The 26,315-nt window shown below is 62.0% G+C and carries 22 protein-coding genes and 1 pseudogene; 14 read left to right on the forward strand and 9 right to left on the reverse strand.

The genetic code is table 11. From position 1 onward, the window contains the following. Positions 1-460 precede the first annotated feature (460 nt). From E3O57_RS05700 to E3O57_RS05715, 4 genes are all read left to right on the forward strand, one after another. Positions 461-673: a hypothetical protein gene (locus E3O57_RS05700; protein ID WP_133159773.1), complete on the forward strand. Its 213-nt coding sequence runs from the start codon at positions 461-463 to the stop codon at positions 671-673. Beyond that, positions 670-1,263 carry a hypothetical protein gene (locus E3O57_RS05705; protein ID WP_103479341.1) on the forward strand — a complete coding sequence of 198 codons (594 nt, stop codon included), beginning with the start codon at positions 670-672 and terminating at the stop codon, positions 1,261-1,263. Before E3O57_RS05700 ends, E3O57_RS05705 begins: the two co-directional genes overlap by 4 nt. 875 nt (positions 1,264-2,138) lie before the next feature. After that, positions 2,139-2,795, forward strand: coding sequence for a hypothetical protein (locus E3O57_RS05710; RefSeq protein WP_103479342.1), 657 nt, complete (start codon positions 2,139-2,141; stop codon positions 2,793-2,795). 669 nt (positions 2,796-3,464) lie between these two features. Continuing rightward, a complete protein-coding gene (locus E3O57_RS05715) occupies positions 3,465-3,677 on the forward strand; it encodes a hypothetical protein (RefSeq protein ID WP_133159774.1) in 213 nt (70 codons plus the stop codon). 1,617 nt (positions 3,678-5,294) lie between these two features. On the opposite strand, the gene E3O57_RS05720 is transcribed toward E3O57_RS05715, so the two are convergent. Beyond that, positions 5,295-5,726: a hypothetical protein gene (locus E3O57_RS05720; protein WP_133159775.1), complete on the reverse strand. Its 432-nt coding sequence runs from the start codon at positions 5,724-5,726 to the stop codon at positions 5,295-5,297. A gap of 456 nt (positions 5,727-6,182) precedes the next feature. Between E3O57_RS05720 and E3O57_RS05725 the strand changes: the two are divergent. Continuing rightward, positions 6,183-6,476 (forward strand): annotated as a pseudogene (locus tag E3O57_RS05725) (recombinase family protein); the annotation flags it as partial. Positions 6,477-6,616: 140 nt separating this feature from the next. Here E3O57_RS05725 and E3O57_RS05730 read toward each other — a convergent pair. The 8 genes from E3O57_RS05730 to E3O57_RS05765 form a co-directional block, all read right to left on the reverse strand. Further along, positions 6,617-7,255: a Type 1 glutamine amidotransferase-like domain-containing protein gene (locus E3O57_RS05730; RefSeq protein WP_103479344.1), complete on the reverse strand. Its 639-nt coding sequence runs from the start codon at positions 7,253-7,255 to the stop codon at positions 6,617-6,619. 494 nt (positions 7,256-7,749) lie between these two features. After that, on the reverse strand, positions 7,750-8,112 hold the full coding sequence (locus E3O57_RS05735) for a hypothetical protein (protein ID WP_103479345.1): 363 nt from the start codon (positions 8,110-8,112) through the stop codon (positions 7,750-7,752). Positions 8,113-8,265: 153 nt separating this feature from the next. Then, positions 8,266-8,652, reverse strand: coding sequence for a sulfate permease (locus E3O57_RS05740; protein WP_174776311.1), 387 nt, complete (start codon positions 8,650-8,652; stop codon positions 8,266-8,268). A 111-nt stretch (positions 8,653-8,763) separates the two neighbouring features. Beyond that, positions 8,764-12,252 carry a MobF family relaxase gene (gene mobF / locus E3O57_RS05745; RefSeq protein WP_241990315.1) on the reverse strand — a complete coding sequence of 1,163 codons (3,489 nt, stop codon included), beginning with the start codon at positions 12,250-12,252 and terminating at the stop codon, positions 8,764-8,766. Positions 12,253-13,120: 868 nt separating this feature from the next. Next, positions 13,121-14,269, reverse strand: a complete 1,149-nt coding sequence (locus E3O57_RS05750) for a S9 family peptidase (RefSeq protein ID WP_241990316.1) — start codon at positions 14,267-14,269, stop codon at positions 13,121-13,123. After that, positions 14,266-15,285 carry an MAB_1171c family putative transporter gene (locus tag E3O57_RS05755; RefSeq protein WP_103479348.1) on the reverse strand — a complete coding sequence of 340 codons (1,020 nt, stop codon included), beginning with the start codon at positions 15,283-15,285 and terminating at the stop codon, positions 14,266-14,268. Before E3O57_RS05755 ends, E3O57_RS05750 begins: the two co-directional genes overlap by 4 nt. Beyond that, positions 15,282-15,746 (reverse strand): ImmA/IrrE family metallo-endopeptidase, encoded by a 465-nt coding sequence (locus E3O57_RS05760; protein WP_103461503.1) that lies wholly within the window; start codon positions 15,744-15,746, stop codon positions 15,282-15,284. Before E3O57_RS05760 ends, E3O57_RS05755 begins: the two co-directional genes overlap by 4 nt. 28 nt (positions 15,747-15,774) lie before the next feature. After that, entirely contained in the window at positions 15,775-16,236 is a 462-nt protein-coding gene (locus E3O57_RS05765) for a hypothetical protein (RefSeq protein ID WP_103479349.1), read from the reverse strand. 252 nt (positions 16,237-16,488) lie between these two features. Between E3O57_RS05765 and E3O57_RS05770 the strand changes: the two genes are divergently transcribed. The 9 genes from E3O57_RS05770 (at position 16,489) to E3O57_RS05815 (ending at position 26,277) form a co-directional block, all read left to right on the forward strand. After that, the gene (locus tag E3O57_RS05770; protein ID WP_133159776.1) at positions 16,489-17,547 is read left to right on the forward strand and encodes an ArdC family protein; all 1,059 of its coding nucleotides are present in this window, start codon (positions 16,489-16,491) and stop codon (positions 17,545-17,547) included. After that, complete coding sequence (locus tag E3O57_RS05775) at positions 17,547-18,446, forward strand: bifunctional DNA primase/polymerase (RefSeq protein WP_103479351.1); 900 nt, start codon at positions 17,547-17,549, stop codon at positions 18,444-18,446. Before E3O57_RS05770 ends, E3O57_RS05775 begins: the two co-directional genes overlap by 1 nt. 1,390 nt (positions 18,447-19,836) lie before the next feature. Further along, the gene (locus E3O57_RS05785; RefSeq protein WP_103479353.1) at positions 19,837-20,910 is read left to right on the forward strand and encodes a ParB N-terminal domain-containing protein; all 1,074 of its coding nucleotides are present in this window, start codon (positions 19,837-19,839) and stop codon (positions 20,908-20,910) included. A gap of 44 nt (positions 20,911-20,954) precedes the next feature. Beyond that, positions 20,955-21,608, forward strand: a complete 654-nt coding sequence (locus E3O57_RS05790) for a hypothetical protein (protein WP_103479354.1) — start codon at positions 20,955-20,957, stop codon at positions 21,606-21,608. Positions 21,609-21,615: 7 nt separating this feature from the next. Beyond that, complete coding sequence (locus E3O57_RS05795) at positions 21,616-22,782, forward strand: M23 family metallopeptidase (RefSeq protein ID WP_103479355.1); 1,167 nt, start codon at positions 21,616-21,618, stop codon at positions 22,780-22,782. A gap of 1 nt (position 22,783) precedes the next feature. Further along, positions 22,784-23,050: a DUF6112 family protein gene (locus tag E3O57_RS05800; protein ID WP_103479356.1), complete on the forward strand. Its 267-nt coding sequence runs from the start codon at positions 22,784-22,786 to the stop codon at positions 23,048-23,050. 69 nt (positions 23,051-23,119) lie between these two features. Beyond that, positions 23,120-23,389, forward strand: a complete 270-nt coding sequence (locus E3O57_RS05805; RefSeq protein ID WP_103432436.1) for a DUF6112 family protein — start codon at positions 23,120-23,122, stop codon at positions 23,387-23,389. A gap of 30 nt (positions 23,390-23,419) precedes the next feature. After that, the gene (locus E3O57_RS05810; RefSeq protein WP_103479357.1) at positions 23,420-24,811 is read left to right on the forward strand and encodes a conjugal transfer protein TrbL; all 1,392 of its coding nucleotides are present in this window, start codon (positions 23,420-23,422) and stop codon (positions 24,809-24,811) included. Between the two features lie 2 nt (positions 24,812-24,813). Then, entirely contained in the window at positions 24,814-26,277 is a 1,464-nt protein-coding gene (locus E3O57_RS05815) for an SCO6880 family protein (protein ID WP_103479358.1), read from the forward strand. Positions 26,278-26,315 lie beyond the last annotated feature (38 nt).

Below are 26,315 nucleotides of genomic sequence, written 5' to 3' on the forward strand. Positions count from 1 at the left end.
GAAGCGCCTGCGCGGCGATAGCGCCAAATAGCGATCAAAGAACGCCGCCACGAAGCGCTAACAGTCACAGGCGTATTCGACTTCAACTAGCCGGGTTTCGCGGCACTATCTGACGTCAAGCTGGCGTGTGGCCCAGTTGGACAGGATCTAGCCCTTAGCAGCGTCTTGACTTCGACTAAGAAATACGACGGAGCCGAACAATTCCCTCGTAGGCAAGCGTGACTGCCACTCCGAGGAGGACAACGCCGAACCCGTACTCGAACCATTCTGACGCACGTCCCAAGGTGAGTATCGCGAACCCGAATGGGATGAGAGCCCCGCCGAAATATACCGCGCTGTTTCTCGCTTGATTAGCTTCGGACTCGGGACGCTCGTGACGTGTCATGGCTGAAGCCTACCGATCGTGCAAACCATGTCAAGTCGCAGTTGACAAAGGCAGTGGTCTATCTATGATAGACACATGTCTCGCGAAAATTCAGGTTTCAATTCATCGGCAGCAGTGACACCCATTGTGCTTGCGCTTGCTTCCGTTGGCATCGCACTTTCCACGCTTTTCATTGCTCCCATTGCGATCAAGATCGCCCTGATCGTCATCGCCGCCGTGTTGCTTGCCGCTACTGGTGCCTCCCTGGCTTTGGTGCTTGCTCGTGCCAAGTCCGAGCGTGACCAATGAGCCAAGAGTTGGAGAGTGCCGGCGACATCCTGCGCCGCTCTTTGTCGGAGGCCATTGCAGCAGTAGACCCAACCTTGGCGGGGCGGCTGGAGCACGAACCTGACTCCTATTTGGACCTTATTGACCTGACATCCCGAAGCGCCGAGGAAGCGTCTCGGCTCTTGTACTTAGCAGTCACATCAGCTCGTCAGGCTGGCGTGAGTTGGGAGCGGATAGGGCAGCGGCTAGGCATGAGCCGGCAAGCAGCTCAGCAGCGATTCGGGCGGGTTGTTGACAGCAAAGACAAGCCTGTCTCTGATGAGGAACGTCGGCTCTATCGCCTGACGGCATTCAACGAGATGGACGTGCTAAACGAAGCTGGTCGCATGGGGTGGCATTCCATCGGGTACGGAATGTATTTCCACGACGTCGTTCAAGCAAATGAGCAATGGGAGCACCAACGAGTCGCCGCATTCGGATCCAGTCGCCACAGCCTCGAAGGCGAAGGTTGGCATCGAATAGGCACGATGTGGTTTCCATGGGCCTACTACGCGCGCTCCACGGGCAAGCCGCTCGAAGAACCTGATCCACCCATCGTTTCCAACACATAGCCGAACCTTGTTTCATCGTGCTCGCGGTAGCTTGTGACTGTCAGCGCCATCGGGCGACTTTGCGTGATCGCTATGTGCCGCATCAACCTGCACCACCATCTGCAGTTGTGCAGACGAGCATGAAGACCAGTGCAGTCGAGTGCGAAAAACGACACATTTAGCGGAAACGGTGATCGCGGCCACCTGTCTGTGATTTTCGGCGCTATGTGGCGGCGTTCTGTGATCGCTATTTGGCGCATCGACCTGGTTATTTGCGTTGGCTCAGAGCGGGTAAACAGCGTCTTGTATCCCATGGGATACGAGGCACATAAGATACGAGACATCTCGTCTTAGTTCGTGCTCGGGCCAAATGACTCATGTGTACGCTCAGCCAAGGTTTGCACATAGTGCGATGGCACGAGGAGGGTAGTGATTCGGTGGATCCAGTGGAGTCTCCCGTTGGTTCAGTTGTGTTCTGGCTCGTCCTCGCTATCTCATTGACCCTCATCCCGGCAATATTCACTTGGTGGCTTCTCGCCCAGCACATGAACAACCGCTTAGCAAACACCGAAACCCCACCACGCGGAGTCCTCTGCCATTTCCTGCCGTTCGGCCCAACCTCACTGCTCGTCTCCGCCACTGGGTTCTCATGCGGACTCTGGATATATTCAATGCCGGAGAAAATGAGCACTTTCAGTCCGTACCTGGTAGTGCCCGCGATGGCCTTGATGGGGAGTGGCGTTCTTGCGTTCATGATGAGTATGGTGCTGTGGGCATACTCCAACTCCCCACCAAAACGGGCATGGGACGCTGACTAGCTGCGTCACGTAACCCATGGTTTCGACACATCTTGGTTGGGAGAGACCCAACCCGGCCGTGACTATTCGGGCGAGCACGTGTTCGACCCGCTCGTCCAAGGGGTGGGTATCCGATTCGCCGCAGTCCATGCCATCCTCGAACTACAACTAGAGGGGGACCATCGAGCGACCACCATCCGCACCGCCACAGCAGCCGCTTCAGGCCTGATCGCGCTCGCCTTGCTCACCAGCTGTACCACTGGGGGCGCCTCGCTTCTGCCCGACACCGCCCCGACCCCGCAAGCGACTGCCACGGCCTCCGCGCCAATCGAAGGGGACTCGAACGGGGACGGCAAGCTCTCCGAGTTCGAGAAGCAGGTGCTCACGAGGAACGCTCCCCGCGACATCACTCTTCACGATGGCACCGTCATCGTGACCCCCGGTCGGCCTCTCCCGCAGCCAGTTATCGACCAGATAGCCGCTGATGCGGCGCCCGGCGCGGCTCAGGCACAGACCGACGACGAGTTTGCGCCCATGGCGGGCATAAGAAGCATGCCTGAGGTCGCAAGCTCGTACGCGGACGAGCTTGGTCGCACCGTCGATATCGTCTACGGGGGCGGTGTCTGGGACACGATCTCCTCCGTCGACGAATCCGGCGGGACCGAGCTAGCAGGCACCAGCGACCAAGAAGCGATGGTCACGGCGGCTACCGACTGGGCCGAATCGCACGACGCCTACACGGTCGTAGTCGAATAATCATCCTCATCCTCGAAGTCCTCGCACTGCCCACCGCCGTGCTCCCCCTCACCGCGTGCTCTGCCCCAGAGCGAATCAACGCTCGACGCCGATTGGTACCGACACAAGTTGTCTCGTAACCCTACGGATGCGAGACAGGTCCAGATACGAGACAAGTCACCTGATGCTCGACGTTCGAACATGGCGGTCTCCTCTGTCTCGAATCCCATGGGTTATGAGGCGCGCAGGTTTCGAGACACTTCACTCGATCTGGCTTCGTGTCCGATAGAGGCTCCTTGCGCCTGTCCGTTGAGCCGCTTCGCAGCCATGCCAGCCCCTGCTAGTCCCGAACGCCAAGTGCAAGCAGCGCGATTGCAGTGGTGGGTGCTGGAAGTCGACTGCTCGCCACGAGTCGAAGCGCCGTTGGTTTACTTCTTCCGGATACATTCTTACGCGCTCTTGAAGACAGCGGTACGATCAAGTGGCCTTGGCCTTGACCCCGGAGAGTGGACACGGGTTAAGCGGGTGAGGCTACGAGGACTCAGGGCCGCCGCAAGATGAGCAGCCTCGAGCGGAACAGTGGGTCAAGGAAGGAAATCTTCACTGACGGAGGTAGGCGCATAGGTCTCAAGAGACGCGCAATGTGTCAATAACGCTTGAGAAGTGCGCCAGTCAATCTATGGTTGGCACATGGTTCACGACAATGCAGCCCTGAAATCGTGGGCCCCATTCACATCTACCTTCATCGCGCTGGCTTCGGTTGGCATCGCACTATCCGCGATCCTCGTCGCTTCTATTGCGATCAAGATCATATTGATCGTCGTCGCAGCGTTGCTGCTCGGTGCTGCTGGGGCTTCCCTTGCTCTAGCGATTGCGCGCGCCAAGCCACCTCACGACCGGTGAACTCGAGCGTGCCGACGACTTCCTGCGACGTTCCCTGTCAGACGCAATTGCGGCAGTTGACCCGACCCTGACGTCATTCAATCCCATGAACAATGGGAACACCTACGAGTCCGCATTCGGATCTGACTGTCACCAACCTGTCGGCTCAGCACAGCTAGGTAGGCGATCTCCTACGTCTCGTATCCCATGGGCGGATTCAAACGGTGGAAGCAACAGGGGCTATTTCCTTCCTCGAGACTAGCTCGCTCAGTGGGGAAGGAAGAGCGCTACGGCCAGGAGGTCGTAAGTGCTATCCGCCTCTTGACGAGCTAGGCCAAGGCTTCGAGACACCCAGCCGTGGAGAACGCGACGGTCAGCCTAATCTTCATCCGTCAGCGGGATACCCGCAACTGCCTGCAACGAACACCTGCGAGAATGCCAGGGCGAGTGCTGCAGATAGGATTCTCGTCTCGTCTCTGACGGGCAGCTGTTCATCGAGGTTTGGCTCGGTGTTGTGCTGCGCGGCGGCAGCGTATTGGTGGGGCGTCGACCGGCGGCCAACCACAAGCGAGAACGACGAAAAGGGAACGACACATGTCTGAGATTGAGGATCTGCTCGCCAACGTCCGCGAGCAACACCCCGTCAAGCCACGCCGTGGGAGTCGTGTGGCACTGCTGATCGCCGCGGGAGGGCTGAGTGTGGCTTTTGCGGCCGCCGCAGTGTTGGGAGTCTCCGCCACGGCGAGCATCATCTCCGCACTCGGGCTCGACAATCCATCCCCAACTGCGTCGGCAGAAACGACTACAGCTGTGGCAGAAACCCCACTTACCAGCTCTACTGCCCCCGGTCGCGGCCGCCCCGATCGCGGAACCGCCGATCTATGACGCATCCACTGACATTGCCACGATCCCACGCCCCCCGGCGGATTGGTCAGCGGACCAGCTCGCCAATGCCGAGATCTGGCTCACCCAGTCGGCGATCATTGGGGATTGCATGCTGGAAAAAGGGTACGAGTACCACTTCACGCCGTCCTGGCAGGGCTCAACCCCTTGGAAGTTTGCCGACCACGCACCCAGCGAGGCGCTGGCCCTATGGGGGCCGACGGACCGGGGGCTCGGCGACGACTATGACTGGCGGGACGCTGGCTGTCAAGGGTATGCCGTGCACGTAACCGGCATGGATGACGCACACTGAGCAACGCAAAAAAAGAATGCTTGGTCGTCCCGACTAGTACAAGAGGAGGACCGCTGTGGAACACGAAAGAACTGGATTTCTCCATCGGACCCCAATCCGTCGTTCATTCAACCGGTTGGCATTACCGAACTCATTCAAGAACAGAATCGCGAAGCCGATGGTGCATGCAGACGGCTTCGCCCCCGAACAATCGCCGGGCCGTCGATTCCCGCAAGGTCCGCCCGATGAAGATGCCCGCGCGCGTGAATCGTACGCGACACGGTACCTGTCTCGTATCCCTACGGATGCGAGACAGGTCCAGATGCGAGACAAGTCAGCTGCCGCTTGTTGCGTGAGCAGGCGAGCTTTGCCGTCTCGTAACCCATGGGTTTCAAGACAATGAGGTTTCAAGACACTGTGATCCGGTAACCCCAAGATGGGTTACTCAACGATCCCGACGTGCACTACCCAGCGAAATACCCACCGTTAGTCAGAATCGTTTGGCCCATAACCCACTGGGCAAGGACACAGGCCATGATCATCGCCGGCGCAAGGATGTAGTAGCCGACTCGCGACCCTTTGCCCATATGATGCGCATCAGGTTTCTTCCCTGAGCGCCACAGGCGAAAGAGAAGAATTAGAACGGGAGCCAGTGCGATCTGCATCGGAATTCCCGTCCCGCTCCGGTTGTATTTTCCGTCATACGGCATTCGGGTGTCCCACGGAACATTCATCAAAACAAAGACAGCGATCCCGAGAGAGGCTACGAAAGCAACAACACAAAGAACCGTCTTGATGTTCACGGCTCTTTGACCTAACAACAGGTCCTGCTCGGTAAGTCTCTTCGGCGGATCTTCATCTCCTGCGCCGGAACTCGTACCATCAGTTGCTCCCACGGCGACTCTCCTGTCCTGCCTCACTCCACAAGTTCTCCACCTGCGAATTCCGCTCTTGAAACTCGGTCCGGGAGCTCCTCGACCGGCCTGAGGGGGTTCAGGCGGATACCTTTGCTAAACCTATCGAATGCGGGACCTTGGGCCACGGCGGCAGCCGTTGACCGAGTTCCTTTTGTTCTTCATTCGTTCCGACCGTGAGCGAAGATATGAGACATGTCGGGGCCAATCGTCGCGTTAGCTGCGATTCCCTCAGTCTCGTAACCCATGGGATACGAGACGCTTGGGTTTCGAGACGCCCAGCCGCGGCCAATGCGACGGCCATCCACTTTTTTCCTCGTCAGCTGGGCGGGGCGTGGTTTTGATCCACAGGGCTCCGCGGCTGTCCGGCTCGGCTCGGTGCCGGCGTGTGCGTCGCTGTGGGAGGCTTGCGGTGTGAGCGGAAGACTGCACAGCAGATCCGTCCACGACCCCAATGATCCTGTCGGACGACTCCTGTTTAACGTGCTCGCCATGGTTGCCGAGTTCGAATCCGATCTGATTCGTGCCCGAACGCGCGAAGGCATGCAAGTCGCGAAAGCGAAAGGGCGACTCCGTGGGAAACAACCGAAGCTGTCGAACACTCAACAGAAACTTCTCGTGGAGGTGCCCAACGCCGGTACTCACTCGACAGCAGAGATTGCTGAGCTGTTCAACGTGGCTCGCTTGACTGTGTATCGGACTGTCCAGCGACAGCTCGGGACCGGACGCTGAACAACCGCTCTTTACCGTTCCCGTTGCCGGGCACTCTCGCCCTACAACGGGAACGCTCACTGTGGCAGGGCTGATTAAGGTCATTGTCCCTCCAGCATCCCTGTGAGCAGCAGGAAAACGGTGCTGTATAGGACAAAGGACTACGCAGTGGCGGGAGAGGCAACCATACGCACATCCCTGTTTTCTACAAGCAGGGCGGCGTCATCCGGCAGCATCGTCAGTCCGAGCATTCCGTCCAGCCGACGAGCCACCTCAGCGATTACCTCCGGCGGGTACGGCGGCAGCTGGCCATCAGCATGAGGCAGAATCACCGCATCCACGAGTCCGAGACCGCTGAGATCATCCAAGGACGTTCCGTCCGTGTGGCCGTCGAGTGCAATCGCTGTATCAATGCTTTTCCCTGTAATTACAGCGCCGGCGCTGGCTCCGATGTAAGGCAGCCCTGCGCGGACCCGCTCGATCAGGACTTCGTCAGTGCCTGTGCTGCGCAGAATGGCCATCAGACAATCAGCCATACCACCGGCTACATAGACCGCATCGACGGTATCAAGTGCGGCAGAAAAATCAGCAGCGGTACCGTCTCCGATCGTCAGCGGGACGAGCGTGTATCCCAAACTTTGAAGCTGAAGACGTTCCCGCTCAACAAATGGAGCATCACCGAGCGGCTTGGCTGCGTCATTGATATAAGCGATACGGATGTCCGAGAGAGAGTCTGATTTCAATGTGCTGAGGAAATCTGGAACAGCGCCGAGAAATCGGGAAAGTAGGAGAAGCTTCATGTCATCACTGTAGGCGGAGCCACTGACAGGCTCTGCGCCAGATGGATCGCCGCACACGTGGGGATCATTTTCTAGGATCGCATTGAGACGACTTCAAAGTCACGTGGGCCGGACCTCCAACGGGTACTCGCGCGGAGGCTGGCGCTTCCGACACTCCCAAATTGTGACGGTACTCGTTTGACTGTCCCGACATTAGGCCCGATGACGGGGCGCCATGCGCACGAGCTCGTCGTCTTACTGTCTCGTAACCCTAGGGATATAGGACGTCTCACGGCCTAGACCTGGTCTTTCGCATTTCTTGGGTAGTCTCGAGACCCGGCGAGTCTCGTAACTACGTCGCATAACCTCCGGCAGAAATTTCGGTACTCGTCTTTGGTTATGAGACACCATTTTGCGAGGCCCAATGCGGCTACGACTGCTCAGCTATCGGCATGGAGGCGGCGACATCCTCTCCTTGCGCGGTACGAAGACATGGCACTTGGCGCGCAGCGGACTCATCGCTCTACAGCAGCCAAAGCCTTGTCGATGGTGAGCCCGGACTCAGCGCCCTTGACGCCATCGAACCAACGCACGACGCCGTTAGCGGTTTGAGCTCGTGGGACGAGGGCGGCGGACTCCGCCGCCATTTCGAGCAGTCCGGCTACCTGTCCTGCCGGGCCCACGGCGTGAAGACCAGGCGCACCGGTGCCGTCTTTGCCTTTGTAAGGCGTGCCGTCAATCGCTTCCACGTGCCAGGCGGCCAACTGCTCGAAGACCTGCGCGAGCGCGTCTTGGGCGGCTTGGAGGTAGCACAACAGGTCGTAGGAGTCGGATGGGCGCAGAACGGTACGAATGGAGTGTGCAAGCTTTTGCGTCATAGCGAGTAGCTCGTCTGCGAGCTCGGTTTGTGGGCCTCTTCATTGACTACCGTGGCATCTCCTGGCCTGTCGGTCGTGGTTCGTGAATTCGGGATGCGTGCCGAGGTTCGGTGTATGGTTCGCGCGGCGTCGACACCGAGGAACTGCGAAAGCTCAGCCGCGACTCTGAGAAAACACAGGCTCCTCGAGTCGCTCCTGCTCGCCGCCATTGAAGTGTCCGGCAGTAGTCGCCCGACATCGCTCTTCCCGACCGCGCACGCGAACCAGTGTGATCGAGGTCGCGGGGCCTGCAACGAGGAACTTCAGCGAGTTCCACGCAAACAGCAACGCAAAGAGGTTCAGCCAGCCCGCGCCGCTATTGTCAGCCAGACCAGCACACAACACCATCGCGAATGTGTATGGGACCGCAAGAAGTGTCGCAGGCAGGCCCCACTTCAGACCGCGGCGAGTGTGGATGGCAGCGAGCGCGATGTTGGTCGGCATGAACCGCCGCACGACGTAGTAGGCGCGGGCCGTTACGCCCAGGATAAGTCCGAACATGCTTGAGCCTTCCTGATGTTCGGCGACGAGAACCTGGAAGGACTGCCTATTGGAGGGATCGTCGTGCCGTCACTGCAAGTGGCGGCGCACATGAGGTCGCTTGATTCGAGTTTAGAACTGGATGCCTGATGTCGGAAGCCCCAAGCTGACGCGCTGATGAGGTGCATCGGAGGCCGGGAGCCGATCCGCGAGGCGCTGAGCTCGTCTGAGCGCTGCGTGAGCGCGATCCCTGTCGAGCTGTTGGGCAGTCGATTGCGGTGGCGGGCCAAGAGCACTCGCGCTGACGATCTCGTATCGGTCCCGGTAGGCCGCGACGGTGCGTCCGAACTGGCGCCAAGCGCCATCCTCGGATTCCCGTGGTGCCGCCCCAAGGTGTTTCGTCCACGCCTCCGTCGCTACCAGCGAGGCTGCCAGGCATGCCGCTGCTCGGGCCTCCATCAGGTCGCTGCGCTCGGTGAGTGCTCGGTGAAGGTCAGCGCGCATCGGCCCGGAGGCTCGCGGAATGAGCCCGGCGATTAGTCTCGGCGTTTTGCGCGAGCGACCCGCCCCGGTTTCACGGGCGGTCACCGACGACACTCGGGCCCGAAGAACGGCAGCAATGTCTTGAGCATCCTCGACACCGCGAACCGCGACGACGTGCTTGAGTAGGCGCTCGATGTCGAAGTGGTGTGCCTCGGCGCGACGGAGTTCGGCGGTCAGCGGGCCGAACGCATCCGAGGCGACAACGCTATCGGCGTGCACCTGCGACAGCCCACTCTCGCGCACCATAGACACCCACCTGTCGTGCTGAGCGGCCGCCGCGATGGTCTCGTACTCTGCAGCAAGCTGGGCGATCGATCCCCACGAATCCTGCTCCCCCGCGATCGTCTCATGTGCAGACAGTTCAGCACCCACGTGCTGCAGAACACCATAGAGGATGCTTTGCGCCGTGGCTTCGGGGTTATCGCCAGGTCGAGGTCCGACGTGAGCATCATCGGATCGATCCACGGCCACATACGCGGTATTCGCCTTCCGGCCACGCGTCATCGCCACATAGAAGTTCTCCCTCGTCATGCCCGACGCAACAACAGTATGAGCGGTGTCCGTCGTCATGCCTTGGGCCCGATGAGAGGTGACCGCGTAGCCGAGTTCCAGGTGTCGCATGGTGTACTCGGCAGGGAGGAGAACCGTGCTCCCCCACCGTCGGCCGTGCCGTCGGACCTCAGCGGAGCCATTTCGGTGCACACTGATCACGGTCCACCTGTCGCCGTTGCGCACCCAAGATCTTGCCGCGCAAAGACGCCGTTCATTCCGACGCGTGATTACCGTGTCACCGACCGCCGCTCGGGTTCCGTTATGCAGGGTTATCTCCCGAAGCGCATCCACGCGCCCCTCCAGGATTAGTTCAGTCCGGGCGCGGACATTCAACGTGGCAACTGCCTCGAGCGAGTCACTAATGAGCACCGTGGTCTTGCCGGCTCGAGCATCGGTGCGCCAGGCCTCAAACGCAGCATCTGCCATTGACTCGGTGTTGCCCTCACGCACGCGATCGTGCCCGACGTAGAGGTCGATCGACTCCGGGTCACCGTGACGCAGGCCGAGTGATGCCGACTTCTCCCATTCATGGACGAAGCGGTGAACGTCAAGAAGTTCAGGCGCATCCGCTCGATCGTGAACCAGCAGGGACAACGCCCCTCCCGCATCGACCGACTGGAGCTGGGCGTAGTCGCCCACGAGGAGAACTTTCGCGCCAGCGCCCGCGGCGAGCGCGGTAACCTGGTCCAACGGCAAGGTCCCCGCCAACGATGCCTCGTCAATGATCACCAGCTGGCCAGCGCGGAATGTCGCTCCGTGCTCGAGATGGTTCTTCCACCACTTCGCCAGATTTTCGGTCGTAATGCCCAAGTCATCCGCGAGCACCTGAGCGGCGGAAGCAGAGGGAGCCAGCCCGACCACGCAACCCGCACCGTGGGCCGATTCCCATGCCCGCCGGAGCGTGTTCATCGCTGTAGTCTTACCCGCGCCAGCCGGCCCCACCAGGACGTCGAGCACCCGCCCGGATTCGATAATCGCGGTCAGCGCCTCCATCTGATCGGCGGCAAGTACGCCGCCACCGGGCAGAACCCGTCGCTCAGAAGATCGGAGTGTGGTCGCTGGTATCCGTGGGCCAGTCGTATCACGAGCCCGGTTGAGCAACCGACTCTCGGCGTTCAGCAACTCCGTGGAAGTGAAGACCGCGGAGTGTTTGGGACGGAAGACAGTCGTGCCGTCACCCCGTTGGAATGGTGCTGGGCTCGACGCCATTTCCGGAGGCGTGATCTGCAATGACGCGAACTCGGCGGCATCCACCACCAGGCCGACAACAGTTTCTCGATCGGATGCCGATGCGAAACGGTACTGCATGGTCTGGCGGGCGGCTTCGGCCAGGAGATTCCAGTGGCGCCAGGTCGCACGCCTTTCGCCGACCGCACGCACCACCTTCAACCCGAGTGCGCCGATGGTGTCAAGGGGCACGTCGGTCCCGTAAAGGACCACCGGTGACGGCCCCACCTCCGCTGCACTCGCCTGGGGCACGGCCTTATGGCCCAGCACACGCTGGGCGCGTTCACGCCACTCTGCGGTGAGTTCAGCCAGAGACCGCACTGTCTTCGTAGGTCGAGTGGACAGAGTAGCCTGCGCGCGAAGCCTGGTGATTGTGACCGGGTTGGGACGGTGACCGTGACTACCCACATATGCCTCGATTAACCGGTCGGTCTCGACATCTATTTGTCTGGACCTCGTGGAGAACTCGGAGACGAGCGCCTCGGGAACGGAGCTGATTGCCCATGCTGGGTGACGGTCTCTGCCTCGCTCGCGCGTTTCCCACCTCACGCAAATAGAGCGCGTAAGGGCGTCCGCAAACAAGGTCTCGTGCAATTCGGATAGGGCCACGACAGCCGCATGCATTGGTCGACCGTCGAGGGATCGCCACCGTCCATCCAGCACGGCTTGCACCTTGTTGCTGATCACGACATGCGTGTGCAGGTGCGGATCACCCGCCCTACTGTCAAAGTGATCGAAGGCCGTCGCGATCAAGCCGCTCACATCCACCTGGGCAACGGCGCCGTCGTGGACCGCTACGCCAGTCCTCGTGGCGGCAACCTCGCGCTCCATGTACGCGACAACCTCGGCGACCGCCGCATGATGCGCATCCACGATCTGCGCTTGGGTCGCTGCGTCTGCGACACCCCAGAGGATGCTCGCCGACTTGGGGATTGAAAATGTGAAGTCGTACCCGGCGACTGCGCGCCGCCGACGTGCTACCTGGTCGCTTCCCGCCGGGGTCACGTCCGACGCGACCGAGGTTTGATAGACGGGATACGCGCGTCCCAATGGTGCGCCAGTGACCGGGTCCCTCCCCCTACCAACCAACAGCTGTAATTCCGCCTCTGTGACTTCGGCGCCTTCGACAATGCGCCCCATCCCGAGGCTCGGGATGCCGCTGCCCATCCATCGTCCTGGCGGGGTGCCCTTCGCGCTGTAGTACCGGGTCAGTGGCGTTGACAACGACCGATCGCCGTCGCCAGCAGCGATGGTGCGGAGCAGGTACATGTAACCCTCACCAGCGCTCATCACCCGCATAGACACCGTCATTGAAACACACCGCCTCCGGGAGAGAGGTGCGCCGCCTCGATCTGCAAGAGGCGTGGCAATTCGGGATCGGTTCGCGAGGGCGTAAAACTTTGTATCGGTGGTCGTCCGCACGCGCGGTTGCTCGTGGATTCCATCTTGTGATGCATGTCAGCAGGGCTCGCGGTTGGCTTTGACGAGCTGACAAGAGACGATCTAACGTATGCACACATCAGCAACGTCCGCCCGCATCGCAGTTGTCGCTGCCATGGCATGCTCTGTCGTACTGTCGGGCTGCAGCGGAGCCGCTGTTAAGAACGATTCCTCTAGCGGGCCGCGAACACCTGTATCGCCGACGGCCCAGAGCTATGACTGCACCGCTCCCAATATCGGGGAGGAGTTGGGCTTGTCCTCTGACGCGGTCAGCGGTTCCCCAAACGCGCCTGCACCCATTCGCCTTCCTGCGAAGTTCAAGCCCGTCGGGGTGTACCGGTGCGCCATTGAGCTGACACCTACTGAATCACTGTCTAAGGGAGGCATCGTCGCAGAGCACTTGGTCGGGGACTTGTCCGCGTTGTTGCAGGTCCTTGTCACTCCGAACTCACAGGATGCGGATGGAGTCAGCGAGAACGGTGAGGAATTGTGTGCGGCAAACATGGAGATTGTTCCTGTTCTTTGGCTCGTGGATGAACTCGACCAGGCCATCCGAGTCCAATGGCCCACGAACGCCTGTGGCAAGAGCCTCACCGGGAGCCTTGAGGTTCTCGACGCCCTCGCTGCCACCCGAGTTGACGTGCGGGGGCCGTGATGCTGCCTCGCACGCGAAGGGGTGCGGCCGCGCTACGCGCCGTCCACATGAGCGGGTCTTGCTTGAGATGGCTCAGCCGAGTGCAGCCAGCGACGTCAGCCAGGCGCGGACTGCTGTCCTCCAACGCTCGCGATCTGAGTTCCAGCTCATCGTGTGGTCAGCCTCGAATTCGTCGAGACGCACGATGTCAGGGCGCAGTTCTCTGAGTCGACTCGAGACTTCGAACGGCGATGAGCTGTCGTGGGTGCCGTGCAGGATGAGTGTCGGCACGGTCAGCTCGTCAGCTCGCGCAATCCAGTCAAATCTTCGCAGCGGGACGGGATTAGGGAGACCAATCAAGCGAGCCAACGGCCAGGAGTTGAGCCAAGGCAGAGCGAAGGCTCCGGCCCATGCAGGCAGGCTGGCCCGTGAGCAGTTCGCTCTGATCGTCGACACCCAATCGAGGACAGGTGACTCAAGCACGAGGCCATTCACTACCACCCCAAGCTCTGGGTCCTTAGCAAGCTGGAGTGCGATGCCAGCGCCCATAGACCATCCGAACAGGATGACGCTGCGTGCGCCGTTCTCGCGGGCGAACCGCACAGCAGCGCGGACGTCATCCGTTTCGGCAGCACCGAGCTCGGATCGTCCAGCTCCTACAGTGGGGCCTACGCCGTCATTGCGGTACGTCACGACAAGCGAGGTCAAACCCGCTTCCGCGGCGACTTGCACCCCACGAAGCGTTCCAGCGCGCGGGCTCCCGAGACCGTGGATATGGATGGCCCACGTCGTCGATGGGCCGGCTGGCGGGCGGATGAGCCACGCTGGCGCGGGCCCAACATCGGTCGGCACCCAGACGTCCATCGCCGTCAAACCGGCATCCGCGGGGCTCGAGAAGAAGATTCCGCTCCAGGAGGCTTTGTCACCTGCTCTTAGCTCTCCGCTCAGGTCTTCCACCACGCGGCCGACGCGCCCTGTCCCACGGTCCACTATGCCCTTCGACAGCCGAACCCAGCCGCCGTTCTCGAGTATGAGGCAATAGATGCCGGATGCGCCGGTGTGAGTCGTCCGATCGAGAACGACGATGGTCCGCTCCCCCGTTTTCTCGACCCCGCGGACGGTGAGGTCAAACGTTCGATCGCCCGCGGGCGCGGTCAGGTTCCTCGCGATTACCAGTCCAAGCCAGGCGAGCGTTCCACCAACAGCGGCCGCCGCGCTGGCCATCGCCCAGCCGGCTTTCATCGCCCCAACTTTTCATCTCCGGTTGTCGTGGGTGAAGTGGCGGCTGATGAGATGGCCGGCCCCGCCCCAACAAGGTGGAGTTCGGCGCGCTCGATCAGCTCTCTCTCGGGCTCGCTGACTGCAAAGTTCACCCGGGTATCGATCATCGCGTCACGGATCTCGACGACCTGACGGTGGAGCACAGTGTCGGGTTCGTCCCCAGGGACCGCGACCTGCTGGTTTTGGCTGATTCCTGGGCGCGCCTTAGTCGCCTCTGCCCAGATCGGCCTGAGATCGTCGACCAGCTCCCGGGTCCGTCGTTCGCGAGAACGGGCCTGCAAAGTGCGAGCAGCCGGTTGGCCAGCGAAGCCGAGACAGAGAAATAGAAATGCCAGAAGTCGTAGCGGTTCGTATGTGACGGCGATCTCCGCCATCAGGTCCAGCTCGCCGGAGACGTGGGCGAGGTCCATGGCGATGACGACGACGCTCAGAATCACCCCAAGGATGCTTCCGATGAATAGAGAAGCTGGAGGCAACTTCTGGACACCCTCGATGTTGCGGAACTGCCGGGCAGCGAGAACTGCCATCGCGGCGAGGACGATCCCGTAGTAAACGAATTGGATCATTGAGTAGACAGCAGCCGCGGGTTGCTCGCCGAGTTCGAGCATGAAGTTTGTAGTGGTCCAGCCAAGGTCGATGAGAGTGAAGGCGACGACCGCACCCAGAATTGCGGTTACCAGGGCGACCCGCCCGAGCGCGAGCCTGACCGCCTTCGGTTGGCGCTCGGATGCTTTCATCACTCCGCGACCTAAGAAGAAGACACCGATCATCAACGCAACGTCTGCCACCAGGGTCACAAGGTTATCGCCGCCGGCCAGTTTGTCGAGAAGCCGATAGACAGGGTCGGTGTTTAGCGTCATTGCGACTGCAATCGTCAGCGCAGCGTAGGTAATGTTCCGTTCGGCACGACCACGCCGCAGGATAAGTAGACTCGCAGCGAGTAACCACATGGCTGCGGCAACGAGGACGACAGTCATCCGAAGGTCTCCAAATACCGAGAGTTGTGCATCGCCGACCCACGGATTGCCGCGGCGAGGCGGTCGGCAAGCGTCTCCGCAATGACCTCCTCGGCGGTGTCTAGATCCTGGCGCCTGAGTAGCCGGGCCCGAATCTGAGGCGGGATGTCAGGCAATAGGAAGTCCGGGGCTTCGGGATCATGGTTGGCATCGTGACCGAGAATCATGTGCGCCAATTCGTGAAGCACGAACTGCTGCCGATGCAGCGCCGAGTCACTGCTGGCGTGAAGGATCAAGTCTTCCCCGTCCGCCACGAGCCAAACCGCACACAAGCCGTCCTGATCGCCAAGGTCCGCGAGTTCAACGATTCTCAGTCGACGGCGCCGGCTCCTCTGCACGGCGCCGACGAGTTGATCGAATGTGAAGTTGTCCCCAAGATCGAGTTCGTCAACAGCCGTCGACACGCTCACGTCCTTGTTCACTGCGTCTTCACCTCAATTCATGGGCTATCTAGGGCTCATCTCCGGCACGATGCTCGTACGCTTCTGGAGATTTCGGAGAGATCTCCGCATCCAAGAACCTGCTGATCGCTTGCAGCGCTCCAGGAGAAATGTCTCCTAGGGTGCGTGCCGCGTAGGTCTTGATCCTGGCGGCTCGCATTGCGCGAACGAGGTCGAGTTGAGCGCTCACCTTTGCGGGAATGTCAGCGTCGGCGGCACCCGTGATGAACGCGGGATCGACGTCGAAGAATGCGGCCAGGCCGTCGAATAGTGGAAGGTCTTGTACATACCGGTGACCGTTTACCATGTACGTCCATCGCGACCGCGAGAGGTTCGTGCCGCGCTCTTCGAGGTACGCGGCGATCTGGGCGAAGGTCGGCTCGCTCCCCGTCTCCGCGGTCGCAACGTCGAGCAGCAGCCGGAGGCGTTTTGCGAGATTCTCGGCGGCTGTTTGGTCATCTTCATCGGTCATAGACAGACCCTCTCGCCCTGCGGCCTGGCCCGGTCATTGTCGGCGGTCACTCGAGGCCTTGGGAGTGCTCAATTTAGTCTTTGAGCATGGCCAACGCAATGGTTGCGCATGCTCAAATCTGGTGCTACAACGAACCTGAATCCAATTGAGCATGCTCAACGGAGACGACTCGCTAAGTGCGCTGGCATGGCGAGGCGCACCTCTGTGTCAGCCGCACACCCGTGCTGGCAGCCACTCGGGAAGGTGATCGATGTGTCAACGGATCCGCAAGCGCGAAAAGACCGGGATGCGAAGCTCGCGAGCCTTCACGAACGCCTGGTTACCTCGGTTGAGGAGCTCGTCAATGGAAATGAGTGGCGCCGCGCCCTTGAGTTCTCCGCTCGCTTTCGATCACGGTCTTTCAACAACTCACTGTTGATCTGGGCGCAGCAGTCAGCAGCGCACGAACGTGGATCCGTCCCGACTGCACTCCCGAGCTACGTGGCCGGGTTCCGGCGCTGGCAAGCGCTCGGGCGACACGTGGTCGCCGGGCAAAAGGGTTACATGATCTTCGCGCCCCTCACCGCGCGTTTCGCAACCTCCTCCCCCGTCGACATGAGTTCGTGGCGGCGGCTTAGCCGAAACGAGCGGCCTCGAGCCGGTGAGGTCGTACGCCCGCGAATGGTCGGAGCCCGACCCGCATTTGTGTGGGATGTCACCCAAACCGAGGGGTCGCCGATCCCTGAGCGTCCCACGCCAATGCTGCTCCGCGGCGAGGCGCCCAAGGGACTCTGGGATGGCCTCCGAGCGCTCATTCAAGAGTCGGGCTTCGCTGTCGTGTTGGTACCGGATGCCGCCGCGATCAATGAAGCAAACGGCCTGACCGACTTCGTGCGCCGAATCGTCTCGGTGCGAGCGGACATGGATCCTGCGGCCGGGGTGAAGACCCTAAGCCACGAACTGGCGCACATCAGAATGCACAATCTCGACGCTGGCCTGCTGTCGCACCGCGGGGTGGGTGAAGTAGAAGCGGAGTCGGTGGCACTGATGGTCGGCGCGGCACACGGGATGGATACAAGCGACTACACGATTCCGTACGTGTCCGCTTGGGCCAGCTCCGTGCCCGACAAGACCGAGACCGAGGTTATCCAGGAGACTGGCGAGCGCGTGCGTCGGGTGGCCGTGGCGATCCTTGATCGGCTCTCGACCGTTCAGATTGGCGCCGGCGATCCTCCCGAGTTGGGCCTGCCTCAACCAGTCCGGCATTCAGGAGTCACAGGGCCGGATACCCTCAATCAGCAGTCTGAGCGGCTCGGAGTCAGGACACTCTGATGGATATCGTCGACGTGCTGCTCGACACAAGCCGATCTTCGGTGGGAAGCGCAGCTCTCTCCTTCGCCCGGGCCGCCATCCCGATCTTCCCCTGCGCCAGAGACGGCAAGCGTCCGCTCACCCATGTCGGGTTTCACGAAGCAAGCTCTGACTTAGACCAGGTGCAGGCTTGGTGGGCCCGCTGGCCGTCTGCAAATATCGGGATGCCGACGGGCGGGCCGTCCGGTTTCGATGTAGTCGATATCGACGTCACGGCCGCGGGTTCGGGCTACATCGCGTATGAGCGTGCGAGTGTTGCTGGGCTCGTCGACGGCGAGCTCGCCCGGGTGCGCACTCCGTCCAGCGGAATGCATGTCTATTTCCCCGCGCTGGCGGCCCGCCCTCAACGCTGCTGGCAGGCTGCATCCGCGCATATCGACTTTCGTGGCGATGGTGGTTATGTCGTTGTGCCGCCCTCGATGCTGGCGACACCCAACGGCCGATTCAGCTACCGCCTCAACTCGCTGTCAGCGGCAGGCTCGAAGCCGGTCGACGCCATCGCCCTCCGGGAGTTCTTGGCACCCAGACCGCCTCAGGCGGTATCGAGGCCGGAGGTGCTCACCTCGGCTGAGCCTCAACGTCTGGCGCAGTGGGTCAGCAAGCTCGCCGAGGGCGAACGAAACAGAGGCCTGTTCTGGGCGGCCTGCCGGCTTGTGGAGGCTGGGTTTGCGCCCGCGGATATCGACGCTGCGCTGGCTCCGGCTGCATTGTCCGCGGGGCTGCCGACCGCCGAAATCACGGCGACCATCCGGTCCGCGAGCCGGCAGGCTGCCCCACATACGCCCGGCGCACAGAGCGAGCAATGGTGCGACCCCAGAGCTCAAGTGCGCGGGCGAGGTGACGCGCCATGCCTGGGGTGACGTTCGCGTTCCCCACGACGACTTGCCTTCCTCGGAGCGGTGCCATCCAGGTAAGTGTCGTCACTCCTGTAGTTCAAACCATCGAAATGAGGAAGGACCAAAGCCATGGCTAGGGATGAGTTCGACGAGGTAGGCGAATCAGCAGCTATCGAGACCCTCGGCGAAACGCAGCCGCAGCATCCATTGCCCGCAGAGTATCCCGTTCGCTCTGATGTAGCAGCTTCGCACGATGAAGCGGACAGACGATCACTCTTCACTGGCAAGGAAAAGCACTCCCCAGGTGGCGACGTCAACTGGGTTCGCGCTTCGGATCTACTCAGCAGTAGCACCGGGCGCATGGCCGGGCACGGCATCGACTTTGAGGCGGAGCTCGCACGCCGGATGCGCCGGACCCCGGCGACCACCCGCCGCGCAATACGCGACCGTGCGAGCAAGCTTCCCCCGCCGTCCGAATTCGGGCAGCGGAACGACCAGCCCCAGGTCTCACGCCCCGGGCTCGGCCGACCCTGATCTTAACGGCAGCCAGTGCGACGACGCACACCGATCCGAAGGGAGGTGCCGTGATGGAATGGACCACACACCGAGGAGCAGATTCGAGGGCGTTCCACGACTCCGAGGGACTGAGATCGGTGCTCGCAAGACTTCAGGCTGACGGTGGTCTCAGCTGGCGAACTGACCCCGAGGCATCCGAGCTCATGCGGTACGCCGCCAAACGCTACGCAGCCCTGGCGCACCGACACGGACTGGATCCCTGGGAGGCAGCCGCCGCGGCGTACGACGCAATGCGAGCACCGTCGGCGTTGCGCGCCGACGATCCCTGGGCAATCGTGACGAGAGCAGTGCAGGTGACCTGTATTGCGGAGGAACGCGCCCAAGGTCTCCTGTGTTCGGTCCACCAGGCACGCCGACGCAAGATCTCGAGATACCACGATGCCGAGCGCTTCAGTGATCGGGAGCACCCTCTACCGGAGTACCACCCCGCATTCCGCGCGGATGCGGGCGACCCGCAGACCGATGCATCGCCGCGACCCGAAGTGGAACCGGCTGTCGAGGACGCAATCATGCTGTTCACGCTGCTGGGCTGGGAGTCTGACCGAGCGCGAAGCTGCGTTGAGTACATCTGCAGCCGGCTCGCGGACTCCCAATCACGCCCCTCTGCTTTCGAGACTCTGCGCCGCGACTACTCCGCCCGAGCGCACCTAGACATTCCGCAACGGGCGTGGATGTCCATGCTTCGAGCACTCTTAGGGAACTGCGATCCGCTGCAAGCACACACGGCTGCCAGCCGCGGCATCCTGCTACGGTTGCTTATCGGCGAGCCACTTCGCACGCTTCTTCGCGACGACGACCTCGTTTCCGACATCGCGGCCAACGCACCAGGAGTGCGGGTATGACCAACACGCCCGGTCACATCGAGCTGGAGCGGTCGATCGACTCGATCCGGATTGGGTCGCGTCACCGCACTGACCTCGGCGACATCGATGCACTCGCGGCTTCGATCGAACGTCAGGGACTCCTGCAGCCCATCACGGTGACTCCTGAAGGCACTCTTGTCTGTGGCGCTCGCCGCCTCGCCGCACTGCGGCAGTTGGGAGTACGAAGGCTCAATGTCTGGGTTCGTTCCGGCATATCGGAGCGGCTCACCCAGCTACTTGCCGAGCAAGACGACAACGCTCTTCACAAATCGCTCAGTCCGACTGAAGCGGCCACCCTTTATCGCGAGGTGAAGGTGCTTCTCGCTGAGGATGCGAGCCGCCGTCAGGAGGCGTCGAGATTCCGTTCCGAGCAAGGAAAAGCCAGATCACACGGTGCTGCCACGGTGGCAGCACCGTTGATGCAACTCGAGGGCTATGCCCGTTCACAGGCAGCCTTGCTCGTAACCGGCCGTCGCTCGTACACGACGCTCGAACGTATCGGAGAGTTGCAACGGATCGTTGCCGACGAGAGTGCCGATGAGTCGCTCCGCAGCCGCGCCAGGGTCGAGCTCGACTTGATTCACAACGGTGGCTCTGTGACGTCTGCGCAACACCGAATGAAAACTCAAGCTGCTGTACTCGAACTGCAGCGGATGGCGGCAGACCCGGCACAGCCTGCTGGTATCCGCGAAGCCTCGTCGATGGGTGCAACACGGGTTCACGCTGCTGCCTCCATAACCCCGGATGCCGACCTCGAACGTCTGGCTAAAGATGCTCTGGCACGTGCCAAAACTGCGACGAAGGCCAAGAAGGCCCGACCCGCTGCCACCGCCGACGCGAAACTGCCTGTCCGTTCGTTCGTCTTCCTTTGGCATGATCTGGGCGAATGGTGGCTGCGCTACGACGTCGCGGAGATCGCGGCCCAGCTCGCGGATGGGCAATGGGAGCAGTTCGAAGAAACGCTCGCAGGCACCATCGCTTTCGCTGAGCAGCTACGCCGTCTGCGCGACTCTTCCCTCGGTTCAAGTCAGTTATCGGCAAGCCGATGATCCGGCACAAGACGCACTACGTCACCTGGACCTAAGGGCCTGAAATGCCCCTCGTTCATCAGCGCCGCTTCATCGTTGCGGTCATCTGCGGCGGCCTCACGCTGATTCTGCTCATAGCGATCGGCGTGTACGGCCTGATCCAAGGCCGCGAGAAGACGAGTCACCCGCACCGGCCCGCGGTCGAGACATCCGTCCCGTCGGTCTCCCCTGAACGCGCCGATGAACCGCGGCCGGTGCTAGTGACGTCGGACCCCGAGGTCTTCGCCCGCAGCGTGGCTCGTGCTTTGTTCGATTGGGACACCCGACACGAGGGTGGCCCTGCCGAATGGGCGCAGGTGCCGCTCGATGTCGCCGACGCGGAAGAGGCGCCAGCCCTGGCATCCGACGTTCGCGGCTACCTGCCCACCTCTGAGATGTGGGTGCGCTTGAGCGCTTACGGGACCCAACAACGGCTCGACGTGAAGTCAATCGCTATTCCCCAGTCGTGGTCCATTGCACGGGACCAAGCCACCGCGGGACAGCTTCCACCCGGTGCAGCGGCACTAACGATCACGGGAACCAGTCACCGAGTGGGTACGTGGAATACCGAAGTCATCCGTACAGAGCGTCCGGTGGCGTTCACGATTTTCGTTGCGTGCCAGGAAGGACAACCGTGTGTACTCCTTCGGCTTTCGCAGGTCGACCGTCCTTTGAAGTGATTGGGCGATGAAGAAGCTCATAGTCCTCAGCCTGGTACTCATATTCGTTGGCCCCTCCATCGTGCTGGTGAGCGTGGCCACCGTGATGAACCCGGCGGCGATTTCATGCGGTTCGGGATCCCTCGCCGTCGGTAGCGTGCCCGACTCGCTGACAGCCCAGACACGCGATGGCCGTTCGATCACTCTGAACAAGAACCAGCTCACCCACGCCGCGACAATCGCCACGGTAGGGGCACAAACACCCGGTGCCGGCCGAGAGGGCGCCCTCATCGCGTTGATGGCCGCGCTCACGGAGTCGACGCTCCGGATGCTGGCCAACACCAGTGCCTATCCAGAGTCAGCGAATTATCCAAACGACGGACTCGGCTCCGATCATGATTCCCTCGGCCTGTTTCAGATGAGATCTGTTTCAGGCTGGGGAACGGTGGCCGAGCTCATGGATCCGGACTACCAGGCACGAGCATTCTTCGGTGGGCTTTCCGGGCCCAATGCCGGATCCCCTCGTGGGTTGCTGGACATCCCGGGTTGGCAGTTGATGGACCCGGGCGAGGCGGCGCAGGCCGTCGAAGTCAGCGCCTATCCCGACCGCTACCAGAACTTCCAGCCCGTCGCAGAGTTGATCCTCTCGGCGTTGACTCGATCGCAGACGGCGAGCGCCGCAGGTTACGACCAGAAGGTTCCCGAAACATCGCGAGTTGCGTTCCCGCTCCCCGACGGCACATACACAAAGACAGACAGCTTCGGAATGCGGACCGACCCCTACAGCGGTGAATCTAGATTCCACGCCGGAAGTGACCTCGCGGCCCCCGCGGGCACGCCGATCCTCGCGGTCGCCGACGGCACCGTCAGCTTCGCCGCGCAACGCGGTACCTACGGAGGGCTGATCGTCCTCGACCACACTGTCGGTGGCGAGCGCGTCGCCTCGTTCTACGCCCACATGTACGAGGCGGGCATCCTGGTGAAAGAGGGTGACGGCGTTGCAGCCGGCCAGCACATTGGCGATGTCGGCTCAGCGGGCAAATCGACTGGACCCCACCTACACCTCGAGATTCACCCGGGCGGAGCAGACCAACCTGCTGTCAATGCTGAGCAGTGGCTCGCTGAGCACGGCGCCGCCGGTGTCGCAGGTGCAGCGGTCACCACAGCAGGATGCACACCAGAAAGGGCTGAATGAGATGGATGTCTTCCCCGACTTCGGAGCCGTCGGTGGCGCCGAAGAATTACAGCACATCGTCGGAGCCCTGCTCACCTTTGTGCTCATGATCTCGGTGCTCATGATGATCATCACTGGCGTCACTTGGGCGCTCGCTTCGGCGAGCGGCAACTTCCAAACTGCCGTCCGTGCTCGCACCGGGCTCTGGGTTGCATGCGGTGCAGCTGCCCTGGCCGGTGCCGGTGTCGCCTGGGTCAACTTCCTAATCGATATCGGTTCAACTCTGTAACGGCCGCCGCCCCTACGGGACGCCGTGCGCTCCTGTCTGTCGTACGTCCATCGACTGAGGGAGCTGATTGTGATCGACATTGATCCGAATGGGACGGGCCTACCCGGCATCGACCAGCTGCGCACCATTGTGGGCGCCGTCATGACCATCGGCCTGGTCCTGAGCGTCCTCGCCTTGATCGTCGCGGCCATTGTCTGGGGCTTCGGAGCCAACTCGTCCAACCCGCACCTCGCGTCGCGCGGCAAGACCGGCGTGCTCGTGTCCTGCGGTGCGGCCATCATCTGCGGCGCCGCTGTGACGCTGGTCAACTTCTTCTGGGGCGTCGGCCAAGCCGTCTGACCGTGATTCCGGCATGATCGGAGTGAGCCAATGAGCGTGTGCGATGTGCCGGTGATCGCGAGCGTTTGCGACGCGGTCGGCGAAGGCACTGCCTCGCTGGTCGCGGCACCGTTCGATTGGCTCGCCAACGCGATGGGCTCTGCCGCCGCCTGGCTGTTCGAGTCGGTGTGGGCCGCCTTCGACACGACCACACTGGTGGACGTCACGGACCCCGGATACATCGACGTCTACAACGTGCTCTTCGGCGTAGCTGTCTTCGTCACCCTCGTGCTCTTCTGCCTGCAACTCATCACCGGCCTCATTCGCCGCGACCCAACGGCACTATCCCGGGCCGCGACAGGCCTCGCAAAGTCGGTGCTCGGTGCTTTCGTTCTCATCACCATCACAGCCTTGTTGCTCGAGATCACGGATCAACTCACAATCGGAATCGTTCAGGCAAGCGGCAACACCATGGAAGGGATGGGCGACCGCATCGCTCTGCTCCCCGCCGGCCTCACAGCAATCAATGTCGCTGCTCCCGGCGTCGGCGCGATCGTGACAATCTTTCTCTCTGCGCTTGCAATCAGTGCCGCCGCGATCGTCTGGTTCTCGCTCCTCATCCGCAAGGCGCTGCTGCTCGTGGCAATCGTCTTTGGGCCAATCGCCCTCGCCGGCGCGACCTGGGATGCCGCCAAGGGATGGTTCGCGAAATGGGTCGCCTTCGTGATCGCGCTTATCCTGTCGAAGCTCGTGCTCGTCGTGATCTTCTTGGTTGCGGTCGCGCAAGTCTCGGCCCCAATCGACGCCGATCTCGCCTCGATCAGCGATCCGATCGCTGGGATCGTGCTCATGTTCGTTGCCGCGTTCGCGCCGTACATCACCTACAAGTTCATCAGCTTCGTCGGGTTCGACATGTACCACGCCATGTCGAGTGAGCAGGAAGCGAAGTCGGCCCTGAACCGTCCAGTGCCTGTGCCTGCCGCACCAATGGCAGAAAGCGCCAAGAAGATTCTTGGCCCGAACGGAGGCGACGAGAAGGGGGCAACGGCTCCAACCGCTCAGACAGCGACCACTTCGCCATCTGGGCCAGGACCCACCACCGCTTCGCCGACCGGGAGCCCCGGCCCCCCTGCCGGAGCGTCCAGCCCTGCATCATCAGGCGGCGCCAGTGCTGGAGCCGGAGCCGGCGGTGCGGGAGCAGCAGCCGGGGTGGGCAGCGCAGGAATCGTAGTTGGAGCAGCAGTTGCCGGCGCCGCCGCGGAGGCCGGACCAGGCCTCGGCAACGCGCTCGGACAGACTGCTGACAATCACACACAGGCAGTCGGTGACTCCGCCGGACCGAGCGCACCTACGGCGGAACCCGAACCCATGCAGCCAAGAACCCCCACGCCCCTAGCCGAGGCACCCGCCTCAGCATCCGGACTCGCCCGTAAGGACATTTAGTTATGGACGCCGACGAGAACCGCGCCAAGTACCAGCTGTCTCCCGTTCAATTCTCCCGTCTGACCAAACGCGGCATCGTCCTCAGCTTGTCGCTGCCACAGTTGATTGCACTGTCGATCGGAATGCTCACTCTCGTGACAGCGCTCTACACAGCTGGCGCCTCCGGCCTAGCGTGGACAAGTCCCGTCTGGGTGACCACCGCGGTCATCGCGGGTGTCTCGATCCGCGGTCGCAAGCTCGTCGAGTGGGTGCCGGTCGGCACACGGTGGATGTGGCGCGTCGCTTACCGCCAGCTGACCTACCGGCGTCGAATCATCCGGCCGCGCCCCGTTGGAACGCTGTCCCTTCCCGGCGACGCGGCCGCCCTTCGCGAATGGAACGATCCCGAGACCGGGGCGGTGATGATCCACGATCCGCACGCGAAGACTCTCACCGCTGTCGTGGCCGTGTCGCACCCGGCATTCGCTCTGCTCGACCCCGGTGAGCAGCATCGGAGGGTGACCGGTTGGGGGCGTGTACTCGCGGGTGCGTGCAGATCAGGACGCATCGCACGTCTACAGGTGTCGGAACGCACACTGCCCGATTCGGGCACCGGGCTCGCCGAGTGGTGGGAGCAACACGGCATCGATGACGGCGGGTGGGCTGCGGTCACCTATCGGGATCTCATCGGGAGGGCCGGACCAGCCGGCGAACGTCACGCCACCACGATTAGCCTCTCCGTCGATCTCGCCTCGGCGGCGCGCCAGGTCCGTACGCAAGGCGGCGGCATGCGCGGTGCGGCAGCGGTACTCCGCCAAGAAATGACGGCGTTGACGGGAGCGCTGCGGTCCGCTGACCTCTCCGTCGGAAGCTGGCTCACCGCCGACGAACTCGCCAAGATACTGCGAACCGCTTACGACCCCGCCGTGGGCGTCGACCTGGAACGGCATCCTGAGGTTGGGCGGTCGCTCGCCACGGCCGGCCCGGTCGCCGTCACCGAGAGCTGGGATCGTCTGCGCACAGACAGTGCCTTCCACGCGGTCTTGTGGATCAGCGAATGGCCCCGATCGCAGGTATTCCCCGGCTTCCTGTCGCCCCTCGTCTTCACCAACGGTGTTCTCCGCACGCTTGCGCTGCACTATCTCCCCGTTCGTGCGGATCAGGCCGCACGCGATCTCCGCAAGAAGAAGACCGAACTCATCAGCGATGCCCACCAGCGTAGGCGCATCGGCCAGATCGAGGATGCCAGTTCAACCGCGGAGTACGAAGACGTGCTTCAGCAGGAGGCGGAGCTCACCGCCGGCCACGGCATTGTTCGCGCGACCGGTCTCGTGTGCGTAACCGCATCCACTGCCGACGACCTCGACGCCGCTGTGGCGTCGATCGAGCAGGCCGCCATTCAGAGCTCATGCGAGACACGGCTGCTCGTCGGTCAACAGGCGCAAGCGTTCACTGCCGCGGCGCTGCCCCTCTGCCGAAGCGTGTAAGCGGTGCGCACCTGTCTCGTGAAGCCATCGATCGGAGT

The sequence above is a fragment of the Cryobacterium sp. TMN-39-2 genome, assembly GCF_004402745.1.
GTDB lineage: Bacteria > Actinomycetota > Actinomycetes > Actinomycetales > Microbacteriaceae > Cryobacterium > Cryobacterium zongtaii.

Coding starts and splice junctions, on each gene's coding strand:
- E3O57_RS05755 (WP_103479348.1), bottom strand. CDS start 15,285: ATGACTGTCGTCCTCGTTGCCGCAGCCATGTGGTTACTCGCTGCGAGT.
- E3O57_RS05700 (WP_133159773.1), top strand. CDS start 461: ATGTCTCGCGAAAATTCAGGTTTCAATTCATCGGCAGCAGTGACACCC.
- E3O57_RS05790 (WP_103479354.1), top strand. CDS start 20,955: ATGCCCCTCGTTCATCAGCGCCGCTTCATCGTTGCGGTCATCTGCGGC.
- E3O57_RS05750 (WP_241990316.1), bottom strand. CDS start 14,269: ATGAAAGCCGGCTGGGCGATGGCCAGCGCGGCGGCCGCTGTTGGTGGA.
- E3O57_RS05715 (WP_133159774.1), top strand. CDS start 3,465: ATGGTTCACGACAATGCAGCCCTGAAATCGTGGGCCCCATTCACATCT.
- E3O57_RS05740 (WP_174776311.1), bottom strand. CDS start 8,652: ATGTTCGGACTTATCCTGGGCGTAACGGCCCGCGCCTACTACGTCGTG.
- E3O57_RS05800 (WP_103479356.1), top strand. CDS start 22,784: ATGGATGTCTTCCCCGACTTCGGAGCCGTCGGTGGCGCCGAAGAATTA.
- mobF (WP_241990315.1), bottom strand. CDS start 12,252: ATGCGGGTGATGAGCGCTGGTGAGGGTTACATGTACCTGCTCCGCACC.
- E3O57_RS05765 (WP_103479349.1), bottom strand. CDS start 16,236: ATGACCGATGAAGATGACCAAACAGCCGCCGAGAATCTCGCAAAACGC.
- E3O57_RS05810 (WP_103479357.1), top strand. CDS start 23,420: ATGAGCGTGTGCGATGTGCCGGTGATCGCGAGCGTTTGCGACGCGGTC.
- E3O57_RS05815 (WP_103479358.1), top strand. CDS start 24,814: ATGGACGCCGACGAGAACCGCGCCAAGTACCAGCTGTCTCCCGTTCAA.
- E3O57_RS05735 (WP_103479345.1), bottom strand. CDS start 8,112: ATGACGCAAAAGCTTGCACACTCCATTCGTACCGTTCTGCGCCCATCC.
- E3O57_RS05785 (WP_103479353.1), top strand. CDS start 19,837: ATGACCAACACGCCCGGTCACATCGAGCTGGAGCGGTCGATCGACTCG.
- E3O57_RS05795 (WP_103479355.1), top strand. CDS start 21,616: ATGAAGAAGCTCATAGTCCTCAGCCTGGTACTCATATTCGTTGGCCCC.
- E3O57_RS05730 (WP_103479344.1), bottom strand. CDS start 7,255: ATGAAGCTTCTCCTACTTTCCCGATTTCTCGGCGCTGTTCCAGATTTC.
- E3O57_RS05705 (WP_103479341.1), top strand. CDS start 670: ATGAGCCAAGAGTTGGAGAGTGCCGGCGACATCCTGCGCCGCTCTTTG.
- E3O57_RS05775 (WP_103479351.1), top strand. CDS start 17,547: ATGGATATCGTCGACGTGCTGCTCGACACAAGCCGATCTTCGGTGGGA.